Below are 17414 nucleotides of genomic sequence, written 5' to 3'. Positions count from 1 at the left end.
GCAGGGATCATCGTTCGCGGGTTGGCCGGGCGCCCGGATCGTCGTGCGGCCAGGACCCGACACCGTGCAGGGCGACGGATTCGGGCGTCGGCACGCCATCCGCCCCCTGCAGGACCAGGGGCGGCAGCAGGCCGAAGGGCGCGCGGCTGCCCTTGAGGGCCCGGACCAGGATCCGGATCGCCGGCCGGGCCGGCCGGGCGTGGACCGGGCGGACGCTGATCCCGCCGAAGCGCCGCCCGAGCGCCGCGAGGCAGGACGGCAGGGCGTCGGCCCGGTGGATCAGGCCGAGCTGGCCGCCGGGGCGCAGGAGCCAGGCGGCGGTGCGGATCCAGGTGTCGAGGTCGCCCGGCCCGAAATCGTGGGCCGCCCCCCGCAGGGCGTTGGGCGTGAGCCTGCGCGACGGCTGGCTTCCACCCTCGAAGAAGGGCGGGTTGGTGACGACGACGTCCTGGCTCTCCGGTTCGAGGCCGGCCGCGCGCCGCGCCGCGGCGGAGGCCAGCAGGTCCGTCTCGATCACGGCGGCCTCGACACCGTTGAGGGCGGCGTTCCGGCGCGCCAGCGCCGCCATCTCGGGCTCGCGCTCGACCAGCGTCGCCCGGGCGCCCCCGAGCCCGTAGGCGAGGCCGACCGCGCCGCTTCCCGCGCCGAGGTCGCAGATCCGGGCGCCCGGGGGGGGCTCGAGCAGGCGTGCGAGCAGCACCGCGTCGGTCCCGGCCCGGTGCGCGCCGCGCGCGGGCTGGAACAGGCGCAGGCGCCCGCCGAACAGGCTGTCGGGCTCCGCGCTCACCTCCGCGCTCACGGGGGGGCCGCCCGCGCGGCCCGGCGCATCGGTCGCGGGGGCATCGCGCATGTACGGGACCATATCACCTTCCGTCCCATCGCGCGCGCCGGCGCATGTTGCGGTGCGGAGAGCCGCGTGCGAAGGGGGGCGGAGCCGCCTGTCGCGGCCGGACGGTCTGGAGGCATCGGACCTTGGGTGTCGTGGTTCCCGTGGAGAAAGGCCCCTCCGAGGCGGAGGCGAGCCTGAACGATCTCGTCGCGCTCGTCGCCGACGGCATGGCGCGCGTCAACACGACGATCCTGTCGCGCACGGGATCCGAGGTGGCGATGATCCCGGAGGTGGCCAACCACTTGATCTCGTCCGGCGGCAAGCGCCTGCGGCCGATCCTCACGCTCGCCTGCGCGGACCTCTGCGGCTACGCGGGCGGGGAGGGCGCCGTGAAGCTCGCCGCCAGCGTCGAGTTCATGCACACCGCGACCCTGCTCCACGACGACGTGGTGGACGAGAGCGACATGCGGCGCGGACGGATCGCCGCCCGCATCAAGTGGGGCAACGAGGCCAGCGTGCTGGTGGGCGACTTCCTGCTCGGCCAGGCCTTCCGCATGATGGTCGAGGTCGGCTCGCTCAAGGCCCTCGACATCCTCTCGGCCGCCGCCACCGTGATCGCCGAGGGCGAGGTGATGCAGCTCACCGCGGCCAAGAACACCGAGACGACGGAGGAGGACTACCTCGCCGTCATCCGCGGCAAGACCGCGGAACTCTTCGCCGCCGCCTGCGAGGTCGGGCCGGTGCTGGCCGAGCGCCCGCAGGACGAGCAGGACGCCTGCCGCGCCTACGGCATGAATCTCGGCATCGCCTTCCAGCTCATCGACGACGCGCTCGATTACGGCGGCACCTCCGACGCGCTGGGCAAGAACGTCGGCGACGACTTCCGCGAGGGCAAGATCACCCTGCCGATCGTGCTGGCCTTCCGGCACGGCAGCGAGGCGGAGCGCGCCTTCTGGCGCCGGACCCTGCAGGACGGCGAGATCCGCGAGGGCGACCTCGAAGAGGCCCGCGCCATCCTGCACCGGCGCGGCGTCCTGGCCGAGACCGTCGAGCGCGCCCGGCAGTACGGGGCGCTGGCCCGCGAGGCCCTGGCACCCTTCGCCCCGGGCCGGACCAAGGACGCCCTGCTCGAAGCGATCGATTTCTGCATCGCCCGCGCGCATTGAGTGGGGCGCGGCGCGAAGCGTCCGCATGCCGCGCCGGGGGTGACGACCGGGCCGCTGCGCGACCCTTGCCCGCCCTGTCCCGGCTCGCCGTCGGCCCTCGTCCCGGGCGTCCGGGAAAGGGCGGTGGTTCATCCGACCGCGTCGGCGCGGAAGATGCCCCGTCGCCGAAGGCTTGCCCCCCTTACCGCAGGTAGGACGCGCTCACCCACCAGCCCGAATTGGCCGCCCGCAGCCTGCGGGCGGCGCGCGTGGCCGTGCGACGGTCGGCGAAGATCGCGAAGACCGTAGCACCCGAGCCCGACATCCGGGCGAGCCGGCAGCCGTCCTGCGCGCGCAGCGCCGCCAGCGCGTCCCCGACGACCGGGGCCACCGTGAGCGCCGGCGCCTCCAGGTCGTTGCGGGCCGGCGCGATCCGCGCCAGCAGTTCCGGGCCGGCGAGGTCCCGCGCGATCTCCGGATGGGCGCCGCCGGGCAGATCGTCGCCGACCTTCAGGCCGAGCGCCCGGAACACGGGCGCGGTGGGCACCGGCACGCCGGGATTGATGAGCACGGCGGGCAGCGGGGCGAGGCCGAGCGCCGGCCCGACCTGCTCGCCCGCACCCCGCATCATCCGGGCGCGCGGCTCCAGGCAGACCGGCACGTCCGCGCCCGTCGCGCGGGCGGAGGCGACGACGGCCGGGTGGTCGAGGGGGAGGTCGTTCAGGCGGGCGAGGAGGCGCAGGCCCGCGGCGGCGTCCGACGAGCCCCCGCCGATCCCGGCCGCCACCGGCAGCCGCTTGACGAGCCGGAAGGCTCCGACCCGCAGCGCCGGCACCCGGTCGCGCAGGTGGCGGGCGGCGCGCAGGACGAGGTTGTCCTCGTCGGGCCCGGCGGGCCCGGCGGTCGGCCCGCTCACCGCGAGGCCGAGTTCCGGGCCGGGCGCGAGGCCGAGGAGATCCGCCGCGCCCGCGAAGGCCACGAGGCTCTCCAGCACGTGGTAGCCGTCCCCGGGCCGGCGGCCGAGGACGTGCAGGGTCAGGTTGATCTTGGCCGGGGCGCGGGTGGTGAGAACGGGCACGGGCGCTCCGGAACGGGACGGGACGGGCAGGCCTTACGGGGCCGACCCGATCCGGGCAAGGTGCCGGCCGGGCCTGCCCGCCGCGGGGCGCCGGAGCGGGCCGCGTCTAGCCGCCCGTCTTCTTGTCGGCGGCGCCCGGGGGCTCGCTCGGCTGGGGCGCGCCCTTGGGCAGTTCCGGGTTCTCCGGGTTGTGCGGGGCGGCCACCGGGGCCGGCGGGTTCTCGGCGGTCGCGGTCGGCTTCTCGATGTCCGGCAGGCCGTTCTTCAGCTTGTCGTTGATCTGGGCGAGGTCGTCCGGCTCGGGGTTCAGGTCCTTGGCGTGCTGCCACTGGAACTTGCCCTCGAGGCGCCGTCCCGCGCGCCAGTAGGCATCGCCCAGGTGGTCGTTGATCGTCGGGTCGCCGGGCTTCAGCTCGACGGCCTTCTCCAGCTCGCGCACCGCGTCGTCCCAGCGGCCGAGGCGGTAATAGGCCCAGCCCAGGCTGTCGACGATCATGCCGTCGCGCGGGCTGGCCTCGGCGGCCTGCTTGAGGAGCTTGAAGGCCTCGTCGATGTTGATCTTCTGATCGACCCAGGAATAGCCGAGATAGTTCAGCACCTGGGCGCGGGCGGCGGGCTGGCTCGCCGGCACCAGCTCCAGCGCCTTCTTCAGGTCGGCCTCGGCCTTGGGCCATTGCTTGGCCCGCTCGTAGGCGGTGCCGCGGAAGTAGTAGGTCGTCCAGTAGTTCTGCACCGGCCGGTCGCCGATCAGGGCGATCGCCTTCGAGTAGGTCTCGGCGGCCTCGGCGTACTTCTTGCGCGAGCGCTGCACGTTGCCGAGCGCCGTCACCACGTCGATGTCGTCGGGGTGCGCCTTCATCACGGCGTCGAGATGGGCCAGCGCCTCGTCACCCCGGCCCATCTGCTCGAGGTTCAGGCCGACCTGGATGTCGGCGTTGAGCTTGAGCGGCGAGGAGGCCGGGATCTGCGCGTAGGCCTCGTTGGCCTTCTCGACCTGCTTCATCCGGTCGAGAAGGTCGGCGAGCGTCAGCCGGGCGAGGCCGTGCTCGGGGGCGAGGTAGAGCGCGAGGCGGAGATAGATCACCGCGGGCAGCTCGTCCCCTTGGGTGGAGCCCGCCGAGCCGAGGCCGTACAGCACCTCGCCCGCGCCCTCCTGGGCGGTGGTGATCAGGCGGCCCAGCGGCTTGCCGGCCTTCAGCTTGTCGAGGGCGTCGCGCACGATCGGGTGGCGCGGCATCAGGCTGTCAAAGTCGGTATAGGCCTGGATCGCCACGTCGGTGCGGCCGGCGGCCGCCTGCTGGCGCGCGTAGGCGTCGACAACCCGCAGGGTGTTCCGGTCGGCCTCGTAGGCGGCCTTCAGGCGGCGTTCGGCCTCGGCCTGGTCGCCGACGACCGAGGCGATCAGCCCCGCGTGGTAGTCGCGGAAGGTGTTGTAGTAGCGCTCGCCCCGCAGGCGGCCGACCGTCTCCAGCGCCTTCTTGCCGTCGCCCGCGCCCGCGAAGGCCCAGGCGGTGAGCAGCGTCGCGGTGAGGTCGGCGGCCGCGCCCCGGCCGCTGCGGGCGAAGTTCTGGCGGGCGGCCGACCACTGGCTCGCCTTGATCTGGCGCACGCCCAGCGCGAGGTTGGCGAGCCCGTTGGCGCCGTCGCGGTTCGTCAGGCGCTCGGCCGCCCGGAAGGCGTCCGGCAGGGCGCCGTCGGCCAGCATCGAGATGAAGGCGCGCTCGAGGAGTTCCGCGTTGCGCGGGTCGGCCTTCATCGCCTCGCGGTAGTAGGTGGCGGCCGCGCCGGTGTCGCGGGCCGCGCCCGCGATGTAGGCGGCCAGGAAGTTGCCCTCGAGGGATTCGGCGGGTTCGTACTCGGTGACGGGCGCGGATTCGCGCGGCTGCGCGGCCTGGACGGCGGGTGTGAGCCCGGCGGCGAGGGCGAGGGCGAGCACCGGGACGGTGCGGCGGACGCGTCGGTCGAGCATGAACAAGGGTCGCGGCTCCTGGGGCGCCGCGACCGGGAACCCGGAGGCGGCGCGAGGTCGGGCGGACAGTGGACCCTTCGGGCCATGCCCGCAAGGCGAAACGATGGCGCGGCCGGAGCCCCGGCGCGTCCCGGACAAGGGGCGATGGAGGGGCGTGCAAGGGCAGGGATGAGGGGGGCTCCCTCCAGCCGTCGTCCTCAGGCGTGCGGCCGTGCCGCGGCAGCCTGCGCGGCACCGCAGAGCGGCATCACGATGCGGCAGGTCAAACCGTCGCCGCGGAAGGCGACGACGACCTCCGCCCGCAGGTCGTGCGGCAACATGCGCTCCAGCACGTCCATGCCGAAGCCGTAGCGCCGGCTCTCGGGGCCGCCCAGCGTGAGGCCGCTCTCGGTCCAGTCGAGGACCAGGGCCCGTCCCGTCCCGCGCTCCTCGAGGGTCCACGCGATCGTGATCGCGCCGTCCCCCTGCGCGAGCGCGCCGAACTTGACCGCGTTGGTGGCGAGTTCGTGCAGGGCAAGGGCGAGCCGCTCCGCCGCGCGGGCCGGAATCTGGACCGGGGGGCCGGTCATCGTGAAATCCGTGCCCTCGTGGGCGTGGTAGGCGAAGAGTTCGTCGGCGACCAGCAGGGACAGGCTGAGGTCGCCCAGCGGGTTGCGGATGATCGCGCTCTGCACCCGCGAGACGGCGTTCAGCCGGCCGTCGAGATGCATGGCGTAGTCCTCGACGCTGTCGCTCGTCTCGGCGGAGCGCCGGGCGATCGCGCGGACCGTCGCCAGCGTGTTGCGGACCCGGTGCTGCAGCTCGGCGAGGAGATGGGCCTGCTGCTCTTGGAGCGTCTTCAGGTCGTGGATGTCCGTGGCGGTTCCGAACCATTCCCTGACCCGCCCGTCGGCGTCGCGGGCCGGGAGGGCGCGGGTCTCGAACCAGCGGTAGCCGCCCGTCGCCGCCTGCAGGAGCCGGTGCTCGATCCGGAGCCGGCCCTCCGCCTCGGCCCCGGCCCAGGCCGCCTCGGTGCGGGCCCGGTCGTCCGGATGCACGGTCGCGAGCCAGCCGCCGTGCCGGGACGCGCCGTCGCTCTGGCCGGTGAAATCCTGCCATTGCCGGCTGGACCAGACCCAGTCGCCGTCCGCGCGCGCGCGCCAGACCAGTTGCGGGATCGTCTCGACCAGGAGGCGGAAGCCGTCGTCCCGCTCCGGGCCGCTCCCCGCGCGGCTCTCGTCCTCGGTCTGTTGGTTGGTCCGGTCACTCATGGATCGCAGCGTCGGCAGCGCGAGCCGGTCGGGATCAGGCGGTCCGCACAGACCGTAACCGATTAGACGGCGAGGGGTTCAACGGCGTCGAGGTGACGCCCGACATGGTCGAGATGGAGGTAGTTCGGGGTGAACAGCGAGGCGGCCTGCAGCGCCGCAAGGTCGGGGATCGTCAGGTTGCGCCCCTTCAGAACGATCAGGCCCGAGCCGCGCAACTCCTGAAGGGTCCGGTTGATGTGCACCGTGGAGAGGCCCATCGCGTCGGCGAGGTCGGCCTGCGTCGTCGGCAGCACGCAGTGGTCGCCCTCCGTCAGCCCGACGCCCTGCAGCCGGATGAACACCTCGCACAGGAGGTGTCCGAGCCGCTCGGTCGCGGAGCGCTGGCCGAGGTTGACCGTCCATTCCCGCTGGATCGAGGCCGAGACCAGCGTGTCCCACCACAGGGCCTGCATGATGCGCGGGTGGCGCGCCGCGACCGCGCCGAGGGTGTCCCGCGAGATCTCCGCGAAGGTCACCGGGGTGAGCGTGCCGATGGATTGGTCCATCTCGCGCAGCACGTCGATGAACGTGTCGCACAGGTCGCCCGGCAGGAAGAAGGCGACGATCTGGCGCCTGCCGTCCTCCAGCTGCTTGTAGCGACAGGCCCACCCGTCGAGGATCAGGCTGACGTGGCTCGCGCTGTCGCCCTCGCGGACGATGTCCTCGCGCGGCCCGACGCGGCGCAGCTTCTCGCCGACCACGCCCTCGAGCGCCTGCCGGTCGGCCGCGGACAGGCGCGTGAACAGCTCGAGCTTCCTGAGAAAATGTCGCGGCATCCCGTCCCTCGAAGAGACCAGCGCACGGATCTTTCGATCCGTGCAGCCGTCGAGAAATTCACGTGTGTTAATTCGTAGCACACATCCTGTGATCGTCGTAATGGTCGAAGATGCGAACTTCGGTTGTATAACGTCAGATCTCGAGACCGAGCTGCACCGGTCCCGCCGCATCCGCCTCACCGAGGCCGGAGAGGCTGAGCCCGATGAGCCGCGCGCTGCGCCGGAGCGGCATCGCCTCGTCGAGCAGCGCGAGCGCGGCGCGCTCCAGCCCGCTCCTGTCGCCGACGGGCGCCGGCCCCGAGCGGGCCCGCGTCATCAGCGTGAAATCGGAGAGCTTCAGCTTGAGGGTGACGGTCCGCCCCCGCACGCCCTTGGCCACGCTCGCCTGCCAGACCCGGTCGATTATCGGCGCGAGCCGCTCGGCCAGCACGGTCCGGTCGGCGGTGTCGTCCCCGAAGGTGGTCTCGGCGCCGATCGACTTGCGCACGCGGTGCGCCCGCACCGGCCGCTCGTCGATCCCGCGCGCGACCGCGTGGTAGTAGGCGGCCGCGCTGCCGAAATGCGCGGTCAGCTCCTCCAGCGGGCGCTCGCGCAGGTCTCGGCCCGTCTCGATGCCGAGCGCGCGCATCCGTGCCTCGGTGACCGGCCCGACCCCGTGGAAGCGGCCGATGCTCAGGGTCTCGACGAAGGACGGGCCCATCGCGGGGGTGATCACGAAGAGCGCGTCGGGCTTGCGGTGGTCCGAGGCGACCTTGGCCAGGAACTTGTTGTAGGAGACGCCCGCCGATGCCACGAGGCCGGTGCGCTCCAAGATCGCCGCCCGGATCGCCCGCGCCACCGCGGTCGCGCTCGGCAGGCCCTGCAGGTTCTCGGTGACGTCGAGATAGGCCTCGTCGAGGGCGACCGGCTCGATGATCGCGGTGTGCTCGGCGAAGATCGCCCGGATCTCCTCCGAGATCGCCCGGTAGACCTCGAAGCGCGGCTTGACAAAGACGAGGTCCGGGCAGCGCCGCCGCGCGGTCACCGAGGGCATGGCCGAGCGCACCCCGAAGACGCGGGCCTCGTAGCTCGCCGCCGCCACCACGCCGCGCTCGCGCGAGCCGCCGACCGCGACCGGGCGACCGCGCAGGGCGGGGTCGTCGCGCTGCTCGACGGAGGCGTAGAAGGCGTCCATGTCGATGTGGATGATCTTGCGCGGATGCGGATTCGTATCCGGTTCGGGCAGCATCCTGGACTCGCGTCCGTGTCGGTAGGTTCGTCTTTCGTTCTTTCGATGCGGTCGGGCGGCGGGCCGGTCAAGCACGGGCGATGTGCCGTCCACCGCTATCGCGGCGGGGCCGAACGCAACCACAGGCCGCAGAAGGGGCGCGGGTCAGGCTTGGCGGCGGCCCGCGACGCGCTATCACCTCCGGCAGGCGCCCTCCGCCGGAGGGCCGGTCGCGTGAGGATCTCGGCAACCATGATGCAGTGGAGACGGAGTGCCGCGCTGGCGGCTGCGGCGATCCTCGCGGGCTCTTGGAGCGCCGAGGCGGCGGCCGGCTGCCTGCGGCGGGTCTACAACCGCTCGGCCCTCGTGCTGGTTGCGAGCCGCGACGGCGGGCCGTCGGTGACGATCCTGCCCGGCCGATCGGTGCCCCTGCGGCTGGAGCGCCCGGGCACGATCAGCCTCGCGGCATATTGCGGCGACGCGACCGCGGGCGGGCCCGTGGCGCAGGCGAGCTTCGCCTACGTGGCCGTGCAGGACCGCTGCTTCATCGATTTCGGCGATCCCTGGTTCCGGCCGCAGATGGGCAAGGGCTTCTGGGGCCTGCAGGGCACGGCGCCGTTCACCGTGAACAACCCGAACCAGGGCGACGTCATCCTCGGGCCCTTCGCCGGCGAGGCTTGCCCGGTGCTGCGCCGGGGCGGGTAGGCGATCGGCGCGGAAAGGCCCCTCAGGCCCGGTCGCGGACCGCCACGCCCCGCGCGAGGCCGATAGCCCCCGCGAGGAGGCCGAGGTCGGCAGCGCCCCGCCAGGCCGCGAGGGCGCCGCCCAGGATCAGGCAGGCCGAGGCGAGGAGCGGGTTCGCGAGCGGGGCGACGACCAGCGCCGCGGCGAACAGGACCGCGCTGAGGATTCGGAACAGGTGGGCGACGACCATCGGATAGCCTTCCGCGCTCGCTGACGCGGCGGGCTCTGGGCCGGCCGGGTTTCGCCCGTATGTCTTGCCGCGTGCGCGACGCGTCCGCGGTGTGGCGGCGCACCAGGCTTCGCCGTCGGGGCCCGTCAGGGAGGGCCGGCCCCGCCCGCCGTCGGTGTCTCCGATCCTCGCAACCGACGCTCAGGCCTTTTCCCGGACGCCTGCCCGATGCCGTTTCCGGTTGATGGGTTCGGTCGAACGCATCGCCGCAGGATGAAGCGCGGGTCCCCTCTCCCGTAGGGAGAGGTCTGCTTTCGCAGAAAGCCGGGTGAGGGGTATGAGGCTGCAAGCCGAGGCTCACCCTGAACGCGCGTCGATGGCGTGCTCGATTCTGTGAGGTCATACCCCTCACCCCAACCCTCTCCCTATGGGAGAGGGGGCACGGCGCGGTTCACCGCGTGCGGCCGAACCGATCAACCAGCGGGCGTCCGGGGCAGGGGCGGCCCCGGTTCAGAACCCGACGCGGCCGAGCGCCGGCAGCTTCACCGCCGGGCGGCGCAGGTCGAGCCCCGCCACGGCGCCGAGGATGTTCAGCTCCACCCCCTCCACCCAGCCGAGGGTGAGGCCGAGATAGCCGCCGAGATTGAGCCGCAGGCCGGTGCGGGAGGGCGTGGTGCCGAACCAGCGCCCGTCGTAGGGAAAGTCCTTGCCGATGGCGGTGGCCGGCAGGCCGGCCCGGATCCCGGGGACCGCCGCCATCACGGCGGCCACGAAGGTGTTCGAGTTCGGGCCCGGCCAGACCGTGTAGTCGCCGGGCGCGGCGTAGCGGTAGCCCGCGATCACCGCGCGGATGCGCGGGATCGCCGCCGCGGCCTCCGCGCCATCGAGGCCGACCACGGTCTCGGGCACGCTGCCGAACCAGCGCCCGTCCGGCACGAAGCGGTCCACCCAGATCGGCCGGCCCCAGGCGGTGTAGTCGAAGCGGCTGTAGGTGCCCGCGCCCTCCTCCTTCACCACGATCCAGGCATGGGTCGCCAGGATTCCGCGCCAGCTCACCGTGCGGGCCGAGAAGACCCGAACCAGTGCCGGACGGTGCGCGCGCGGCTCGGGCAGGAGGCCGGCGCTGGAGCGGTCGGCCGCGCGCCAGTCGCCGCGCGCGCGGGCGGCGTAGAGCAGGGCCGAGATGCCGATGGGCAGGAGATAGAGGAGGACGAGCGCGAGAACGGCGATCCTGAGCACGCGGGGGACCTGAGCCAGACGGGGAGCTTCGCGGATATGGTGCCGGCTCGCCCGCGTCGCGAGGGCGGCGTTTCGCGCGCAGATCGGAACCGTTATGAGGAGCGGCGCCCGGCCGGGACGCCGAGGGGTTGGAGCCGCGCGGATCTTGGATCTTCTCAAGCAGCTGAAGCGGCTGGGCACGGATGGCACGCGCTGGCTGCGCCGCCCCTCCGGCCCGGTCGCATGGTTCACCCCCTTCGACGGCGGCGTCGCGGTGGCGCTCGAACCGGGCGTTGCGCCGGACGCCGTGCGGATCGCCGCGCGGACGGGTGAGGCGCCCGAGCGCCCGGTCGAGGGCGTGCAGGTGTTCGCCGAGCCGGGGGCGACGCTCCTCGTCGCGCCGCTCGCGGCCGACGGGGCCGGCTCCTGCACCCTGAGCGTCGAGGTCGGCGGCCGGACGCGGCGGCAGCGCTTCACCCTGGGGCCCGGCCTCTACGCCGGCCGGATCGCGGGCGTGCGCGATCACGGCCTGGAGGGCTGGGTCTCGCCGCTCTTCCCCTGCGACGTGCCGCGGGTGCAACTCGTGATCGACGGCGAGGCCGGGGAGCCGGTCGTGCTCGACCGCTTCCGGCGCTTCCTGATGCCGGGCGGGCAGGGTGGCTGGAACGGCTTCCGCCTGCCGCTGCCGCCGCGCGTGCTCGACGGCAGCGAGCACCGGCTCGGCGTGCGCGCGGGCGAGACCCTGCTCGATCTCGGGCCCTGGCGGGCGCGGCCGAAATTCCACATCGAGACGGCGGGGCCGGACGGCCTCTCCGGCTGGTATTTCGACCGCTCCGCCGACGACGCGCCGACGACGCTGCGCATCGTCACGGACGGGATCACCCGCGCCAGCACCACCACGCACGCGCGCGCCGACCTCCGGGCCGCCTTCGGGCGCGACTGGGCGAGCTTCGCCTTCGAGGAGCCGGTCGAGCCCGGCAGCCTGCTGGTGGCGGGACCCGAGGGCAGCGGCCGGGTCGTCGGCCGGGTCGGCAGCGACCGCCTCGGCCGGGTGGCCGCAGAGCGGGCGGAGGCGCGCGCCGCGCTCCTCGGTCCGGACGGGCGCGGCTCCGAGCGGCCCGCCCTCAGCCTCGCGCGGCGCCAAGCCGTCCGGGCGCGGATCCACGATGTCGAGCGCCGGAGGCCGGACGCGGCGATCGCCTTCCAGCCCGGGGCCGCGGCGACCGCGGCCTACGGGCCCGGGGAGGTCGTGCGCCCCACCGTGCAGCCGCCGCCGGTCTGCGCGATCGTGCCCGTCTACGACGGGCTCGCCGACCTCAGGCTCTGCCTCGCCGCGCTGCTGCCGCAGCTCGGCGTCCGGCGGGTGCGCGCGATCGTCATCGACGACGCCTCGCCGGACCCGGAGGTGGGGCGCTATCTCGCCGAGCTCGAGTCCCGGCGCTACCCGGGCCTGACCATCGCGCGCAACCCGAAGAACCTCGGCTTCATCGCCACCGTGAACCGGGGTCTCGCCATGCTGGCCCGCGGCGAGGACGCGCTGCTCTTGAACGCCGACACGGTCCTGCCGCCGGGCGCGGTCGAGCGCCTCGCCCGGCACTGCCACGTGCGGCCCGGCATCGCCTCGGTGACGCCGATGTCGAACACCGCGACGATCCTGAGCTTCCCGAGCACGACCGCGCGCAACGCGAGCCCCCTCGGCCTCGACGCCGCCGCCCTCGACGCCGCCTTCGCGGGGAACGCCGCGGAGCCCGTCGAGGTGCCGACCGGTGTCGGGTTCTGCATGCACCTCAATCGCGCGGCGCTCGACGAGGTCGGCCCCTTCTCCCTCGACTGGGGCCGCGGCTACTGCGAGGAGGTCGAGTGGTGCCTGACCGCGAGCGACCTCGGCTGGGTCCACCTCGCGGCGACCGACACCTTCGTGATGCACGAGGGCTCGGTCTCCTTCACCCCCGCGGCGCGGCTGGCGCTTCTCGCCGTCAACCACGCCCGGCTGGAGGCGCTCTACCCGGACTACGTTCCCGAGCTCGAGGCCTTCACCCGCGCCGACCCGCTGGAACCGTTGCGCGAGGCGGTGCTGCTGCGGCTGCTCGCCGGCCGCTTCGCGCGCCTGACGCTCCACCTCACCCACGGCTTCGGCGGGGGCACGGAGCGCTTCATCGCCGACCTCTGCGCGCTGCCGCGCGCGCCCGAGCATGAGGTCGCGGTGCTCCGCCCGATCGACACCGACGGGGAAGACCGGCGCCTGGAACTGAGCCTCGACCGGGCCGGCGTGAGCCTGACGCTGCGGGAGGGGCGCGTCGAATCGTTCCTCGCCGGGCTGGAAGGGCAGGGCGCGGCGGTTGCCCTCCATGTCCATTCCCGCCTGTTTCTCACCGGCGGGGTGCTGGCGGGGCTCCTCGACGGGCGCCGGCCCTACGCGGTGACGCTGCACGATTTCCAGTGGTACTGCCCGCGGGTGAACCTCACCGACGGGCGGCGCTTCTACTGCGGCGAGCCGCCCCCGCAGGTCTGCCAGATCTGCGTCGAGGGCGACCTCGACTACGATTTCGGCGACCAGGGCGGGCTGATCCGGTCCGACATGCCGGGCTTCCTCGCCTTCAACGAACGGCTTCTGCGCGGCGCCCGCGCACTCCTCGCGCCCTCGCGGGACACGGCCGAGCGCTACGCCCGGCGTTTCGGCCTGACGAACATCGCCGTCGTGCCGCACCCGGAGGCCGGACCGGGGCCGGCGCCGGACCGGCCGCGGCGCCACCGCGCGGCGGGCGCCCCGCTCCACGTCGCGGTCGTCGGCGCCATCGCCGAGCACAAGGGCTACGAGATCCTGCTGCGGCTCTGCGAGCAGGCGGCGCGCGAGCGGGCGCCGCTCTTCCTTACGGTGGTCGGCCACACGATCGACACGCCGCGCCTCCTGCGCCTCGGCAATGCCGCGGTCACCGGCCTCTACGCTCCGGAGGATCTGCCGGCGCTGCTCACGGAAGCGGATCCGGACGTCGTGTTCCTGCCGAGCGTCTGGCCCGAGACCTACTCCTACGTGCTCTCGGAAATCCGCGCCGCCGGCTACCCGGCCGTGGCCTTCGACCTCGGCGCGCCGGCCGAGCGGATCCGCGCGGAGGGCGGCGGCCACCTGATCCCGCCGACGCGGGACGCGAAGGTGCTGCTCGACGCGCTGCTGGCTTTGCGCGATCCGCCGCCGCTGGCGCCGTCGCCGCGCCCGCCGGTGCTGAACCTCGAGGCCTATTACCGGGCCTGCGGGTTCTGAGCCCGAGCACCCCCTCTCCCCGCATGACGGGGAGGGAGGTCCCGCAACCTAGTCCGGCTTCTTGCCCTCGCGAAGCTCCGGGAAATCCGCCTGCGTGAAGGCCGCGCCGCGGAAGGGGTCGTCGGTGCGGCCCTCGTGCTCCAGGCGGCGCAGCTGCACCCGGCGGATCTTGCCGGAGATCGTCTTCGGCAACTCCTCCACGAACTCGACGCCGCGCAGGCGCTTGAACTGCGCGAGCCGGGCGTTGGTGAAGCGGAAGATGTCGAGTGCGGTCGCGCGCCCGCCCTCGGCCGTGCCCACCAGCGTCACGTAGGCCTTCGGCACCGTGTGTCGGATCGGGTCGGGCGCGGGCACCACCGCGGCCTCGGCCACCGCCGGGTGCTCGATCAGCACGCTCTCCAGCTCGAACGGGCTGATCCGGTAGCCGGAGGACTTGAACACGTCGTCCGCCCGCCCGACGAAGGTGAACCGCCCCTCCGCGTCGAGGAAGGCGACGTCGCCCGTGCGGTAGAGCGCGCCGTCGGCCCCCGAGAGCCGGCCCGCACCGTCGTCGTAGCCCTGCATCAGCCCGGCCGGGCGCTCGTCCTCGAGCGCGAGGCAGACCTCGCCCTCGCTGGCGGGCTGGCCGTCGAGGTCGAGCACCCGCGCCCGGTAACCCGGCAGCGGCCGGCCCATCGAGCCCGGATGGACCGATTGGCCCGGCGTGTTGGCGACGAGCGCCGTGGTCTCGGTCTGGCCGTAGCCGTCGCGCACGGTGAGGCCCCAGGCCTCGCCGACCCGCTCGATGATCTCGGGGTTGAGCGGCTCGCCCGCCGCGCAGACCTCGCGCAGCGCGAGCGTCCACGCGGAGAGATCCTCCTGGATCACGAAGCGCCAGACGGTCGGCGGCGCGCACAGGGTGGTGGCGCCGTACTTCGCGGCCGCGTCGAGCAGCACCCGCGCGTTGAACGGCGCCTGGTTGACCACCAGGATCGTCGCGCCCGCGTTCCAGGGGGCGAAGAACGAGGACCACGCGTGCTTGGCCCATCCGGGCGAGGAGACGTTGCAGTGCACGTCGCCGGGCTGCAGCCCGAGCCAGTACATGGTCGAGAGGGCGCCGACCGGGTAGGAGCGGTGGCTGTGGCGCACCAGCTTCGGCTTCGCGGTGGTGCCGGAGGTGAAGTAGAGGAGCAGCGGGTCGTCCGCGCCCGTGGGACCGTCCGGCGCGAAGGTTTCGGACTCTGTGGACGCCGCCTCGTAGGCGGTCCAACCATCCGCTTCCGGACCCACGACGACGCGCAGGATCCCCGCTGTGTCGAGCCCGGCGAAGCGCCCGATCTGCTCGGGGCCGGCCACGATCATCCGGGGACGCCCGCGCTCCAGCCGGTCGGCGAGCTCCTCACCGGTGAGGAGCGTGGTGGCGGGGATGACCACCGCGCCGAGCTTCATCGCGGCCAGCATCGTCTCCCAGAGCGCCGGCACATTGCCGAGCAGCAGGAGCAGGTGGTCGCCGCGCCGGAGGCCCAGTCCGCGCAGATGGTTGGCGACTTGGTTCGACCGGCGGCCGAGTTCCCCGAAGGTCAGCGCGACGTCCGTGCCGGCGGCGGGCTCCACGATCCTGAGGGCCGCGCGGTCGCGGCTCTCCGGATCGCCGGCCAGCTCCGCGTCGAACCAGTCGAGCGCCCAGTTGAAGGGTACCGGGTCCGGCCAGCGGAAGCCGCCATAGGCCGCCTCGTAGTCGGTGCGGTGTGCGAGCAGCAGGTCTCGGGCCTCGCGAAAGCTCGGCATCGGCGCAATCTCCCAAGGTCGTTCTGTGGTGGAGCCGTTACCGCTCAGGGCAGCGGATCAGCCCTCTATCCGTGCGTGAATCTGGCCGGCCGCTTCTCCACGAAGGCGGCCATGCCCTCCTTCTGGTCCTGCGTGGCGAACATCGCGTGGAAGACCCGGCGCTCGAAGCGCACGCCCTCGGTGAGCGTGGTCTCGTAGGCGCGGTTGACCGCTTCCTTCGTCATCTGGGCGATCGGCAGCGACATCGAGGCGACGATCTCGGCGACCCGCATCGCCTCCCCCAGGAGTTCCGCGGCCGGCAGCACGCGGGAGACGAGGCCCGCGCGCTCGGCCTCGGCCGCGTCCATCATCCGGCCCGTCAGGCACATCTCCATGGCCTTCGACTTGCCGACGAACCGGGTGAGGCGCTGGCTGCCGCCGATGCCCGGCATCACGCCGAGCTTGATCTCGGGCTGGCCGAACTGCGCCGTGTCGGCGGCCAGGATGAAGTCGCACATCATGGCGAGCTCGCAGCCGCCGCCGAGCGCGTAGCCCGAAACCGCCGCGATGACGGGCGTGCGCGCCGCCGTGAAGCGCTCCCAGTCGGCGAAGCGGTCGCCCGCGTACATCTCGGCGTAGGTCGCCGCCTGCATCTCCTTGATGTCGGCGCCGGCCGCGAAGGCCTTCTCGGATCCCGTGATGACGATGCAGCCGATCTCCGGATCGACGTCGGCGCGGGTCACCGCGTCGATGACCTCGCCCGTGAGCTGCCGGTTGATGGCGTTGAGCGCCTTCGGGCGGTTCAGCGTGATCAGCAGGACGCGCCCGCGCGTCTCGGTGAGGATGGTCTCGTAGCTCATCGGCCCGCGTCTCCCGCCATGGTCCCGCGCAGCATACGGATGATGCCGGAAAAGTCCTCGCCCCCGTGCCCGAGCGCGTCGAACAGGGCGTAGAGCTGTGCCGCCTCGGCGCCGAGCGGCGTCGCGGCGCCGGCCGTGGCGGCGGCGGCCTGGGCAAGGCGCAGGTCCTTCAGCATCAGGGCGGCGGCGAAGCCGGGGCGGTAGTCGGTGTTGGCGGGCGATGCGGGCACGGGCCCGGGCACCGGGCAGTAGCTGGTGAGCGACCAGCACTGGCCCGAGGAGACGGAGGCCACGTCGAACAGGGCCTGTTCCGAGAGCCCGAGCTTCTCCCCCAGCGCGAACGCCTCGCACACGCCGATCATCGAGATGCCGAGGATCATGTTGTTGCAGATCTTGGCGGCCTGGCCCGCGCCCGCCGCGCCGCAATGGAACACGGCCTTGCCCATCTGGCGCAGGATCGGCTCGGCCCGCGCGAAGGCCGCGTCGGCGCCGCCCGCCATGAAGGTGAGCGTCCCGGCCTTGGCGCCGCCCGTGCCGCCGGAGACCGGCGCATCGACCGAGGGGCAGCCGCGCGCCTCGGCGAGCGCGTGGGCGCGGCGCGCGCTCTCGACATCGACGGTGGACGAATCGATCAGCAGCGTGCCGGCCGGGAGGGCCTCGCTCAGCTGCGTCCAGACCTCGACCACGTGCCGTCCCGCCGGCAGCATGGTCACCACCGCGTCGGCGCCCTGCGCGGCCTCGAGCGCGGAGCCCGCCACCGCGATGCCGGCCGCGCGGGCGGCCTCGAGCGAGGCCGGGACGAGGTCGAAGCCCCGGACCGTGTGGCCGGCCTTGACGAGGTTGGCCGCCATGGGCCCGCCCATGTTGCCGAGCCCGATGAACCCGATGGTCTGCGCCACGCGCTCCTCCCACATTTCCTAGGCGGAGTGATCTCCGCTTTTCAAACCCGCGCCGCCCTCCCTCGCCCTCTGCGGGGGAGGGTGGCCTCCGTAAGGGAGCCGGTCGGGATGAAGTCCCGCAGAGGGGAGTGAACGCCTCAGGCGGAGGCGGTGCCCTGCAGGAAGGCCACGCCGTTGCCTGAAGCCGGGTTCCCCTCTCTGCGAGACGACCTCCCGACCGATTCCT

The 17414-nt window shown here is 73.4% G+C and carries 14 protein-coding genes; 3 read left to right on the top strand and 11 right to left on the bottom strand.

Annotation, left to right across the window (positions count from 1 at the left end; all coding sequences use genetic code 11):
* Positions 1-7: 7 nt before the first annotated feature.
* Entirely contained in the window at positions 8-787 is a 780-nt protein-coding gene (locus MFF56_RS15475) for a tRNA1(Val) (adenine(37)-N6)-methyltransferase (protein ID WP_066922425.1), read from the bottom strand.
* A 185-nt stretch (positions 788-972) separates the two neighbouring features.
* Here MFF56_RS15475 and MFF56_RS15470 point away from each other — a divergent pair, with 185 nt between their 5' ends.
* Positions 973-1995: a polyprenyl synthetase family protein gene (locus MFF56_RS15470; RefSeq protein WP_066922423.1), complete on the top strand. Its 1023-nt coding sequence runs from the start codon at positions 973-975 to the stop codon at positions 1993-1995.
* Between the two features lie 181 nt (positions 1996-2176).
* Here MFF56_RS15470 and MFF56_RS15465 read toward each other — a convergent pair whose 3' ends face one another.
* The 5 genes from MFF56_RS15465 to dinB form a co-directional block, all read right to left on the bottom strand.
* Positions 2177-3052 carry a 4-(cytidine 5'-diphospho)-2-C-methyl-D-erythritol kinase gene (locus MFF56_RS15465; protein WP_238230326.1) on the bottom strand — a complete coding sequence of 292 codons (876 nt, stop codon included), beginning with the start codon at positions 3050-3052 and terminating at the stop codon, positions 2177-2179.
* Positions 3053-3158: 106 nt separating this feature from the next.
* A complete protein-coding gene (locus MFF56_RS15460) occupies positions 3159-5021 on the bottom strand; it encodes a tetratricopeptide repeat protein (protein ID WP_066921826.1) in 1863 nt (620 codons plus the stop codon).
* Between the two features lie 197 nt (positions 5022-5218).
* Positions 5219-6271 carry an HWE histidine kinase domain-containing protein gene (locus tag MFF56_RS15455; RefSeq protein ID WP_066921822.1) on the bottom strand — a complete coding sequence of 351 codons (1053 nt, stop codon included), beginning with the start codon at positions 6269-6271 and terminating at the stop codon, positions 5219-5221.
* Between the two features lie 62 nt (positions 6272-6333).
* Positions 6334-7086, bottom strand: a complete 753-nt coding sequence (locus MFF56_RS15450; RefSeq protein WP_066921820.1) for a Crp/Fnr family transcriptional regulator — start codon at positions 7084-7086, stop codon at positions 6334-6336.
* A gap of 133 nt (positions 7087-7219) precedes the next feature.
* Positions 7220-8314 (bottom strand): DNA polymerase IV, encoded by a 1095-nt coding sequence (gene dinB / locus MFF56_RS15445; protein ID WP_066921818.1) that lies wholly within the window; start codon positions 8312-8314, stop codon positions 7220-7222.
* Positions 8315-8527: 213 nt separating this feature from the next.
* Here dinB and MFF56_RS15440 point away from each other — a divergent pair, with 213 nt between their 5' ends.
* Positions 8528-8998 (top strand): hypothetical protein, encoded by a 471-nt coding sequence (locus MFF56_RS15440; RefSeq protein WP_238230324.1) that lies wholly within the window; start codon positions 8528-8530, stop codon positions 8996-8998.
* 22 nt (positions 8999-9020) lie between these two features.
* Here the strand turns inward: MFF56_RS15440 and MFF56_RS15435 are convergent, their stop codons facing one another.
* Both MFF56_RS15435 and MFF56_RS15430 read right to left on the bottom strand, forming a co-directional pair.
* Complete coding sequence (locus MFF56_RS15435; RefSeq protein WP_156453924.1) at positions 9021-9227, bottom strand: hypothetical protein; 207 nt, start codon at positions 9225-9227, stop codon at positions 9021-9023.
* Between the two features lie 489 nt (positions 9228-9716).
* On the bottom strand, positions 9717-10445 hold the full coding sequence (locus MFF56_RS15430) for a DUF3750 domain-containing protein (RefSeq protein WP_066927305.1): 729 nt from the start codon (positions 10443-10445) through the stop codon (positions 9717-9719).
* Between the two features lie 145 nt (positions 10446-10590).
* Here MFF56_RS15430 and MFF56_RS15425 point away from each other — a divergent pair, with 145 nt between their 5' ends.
* Positions 10591-13683 (top strand): glycosyltransferase, encoded by a 3093-nt coding sequence (locus MFF56_RS15425; RefSeq protein WP_238230322.1) that lies wholly within the window; start codon positions 10591-10593, stop codon positions 13681-13683.
* A gap of 48 nt (positions 13684-13731) precedes the next feature.
* Here the strand turns inward: MFF56_RS15425 and MFF56_RS15420 are convergent, their stop codons facing one another.
* The 3 genes from MFF56_RS15420 to mmsB form a co-directional block, all read right to left on the bottom strand.
* Positions 13732-15450 (bottom strand): AMP-binding protein, encoded by a 1719-nt coding sequence (locus MFF56_RS15420; protein WP_238230319.1) that lies wholly within the window; start codon positions 15448-15450, stop codon positions 13732-13734.
* Between the two features lie 65 nt (positions 15451-15515).
* A complete protein-coding gene (locus tag MFF56_RS15415) occupies positions 15516-16289 on the bottom strand; it encodes an enoyl-CoA hydratase (RefSeq protein ID WP_066920805.1) in 774 nt (257 codons plus the stop codon).
* Positions 16286-17188: a 3-hydroxyisobutyrate dehydrogenase gene (mmsB, locus tag MFF56_RS15410; protein ID WP_238230317.1), complete on the bottom strand. Its 903-nt coding sequence runs from the start codon at positions 17186-17188 to the stop codon at positions 16286-16288. The genes MFF56_RS15415 and mmsB overlap by 4 nt, the downstream gene beginning before the upstream one ends.
* Positions 17189-17414 lie beyond the last annotated feature (226 nt).

It is taken from the genome of Methylobacterium hispanicum (assembly GCF_022179285.1).
GTDB lineage: Bacteria > Pseudomonadota > Alphaproteobacteria > Rhizobiales > Beijerinckiaceae > Methylobacterium > Methylobacterium hispanicum.
This window is presented reverse-complemented; position numbering and strand designations above follow the sequence as displayed.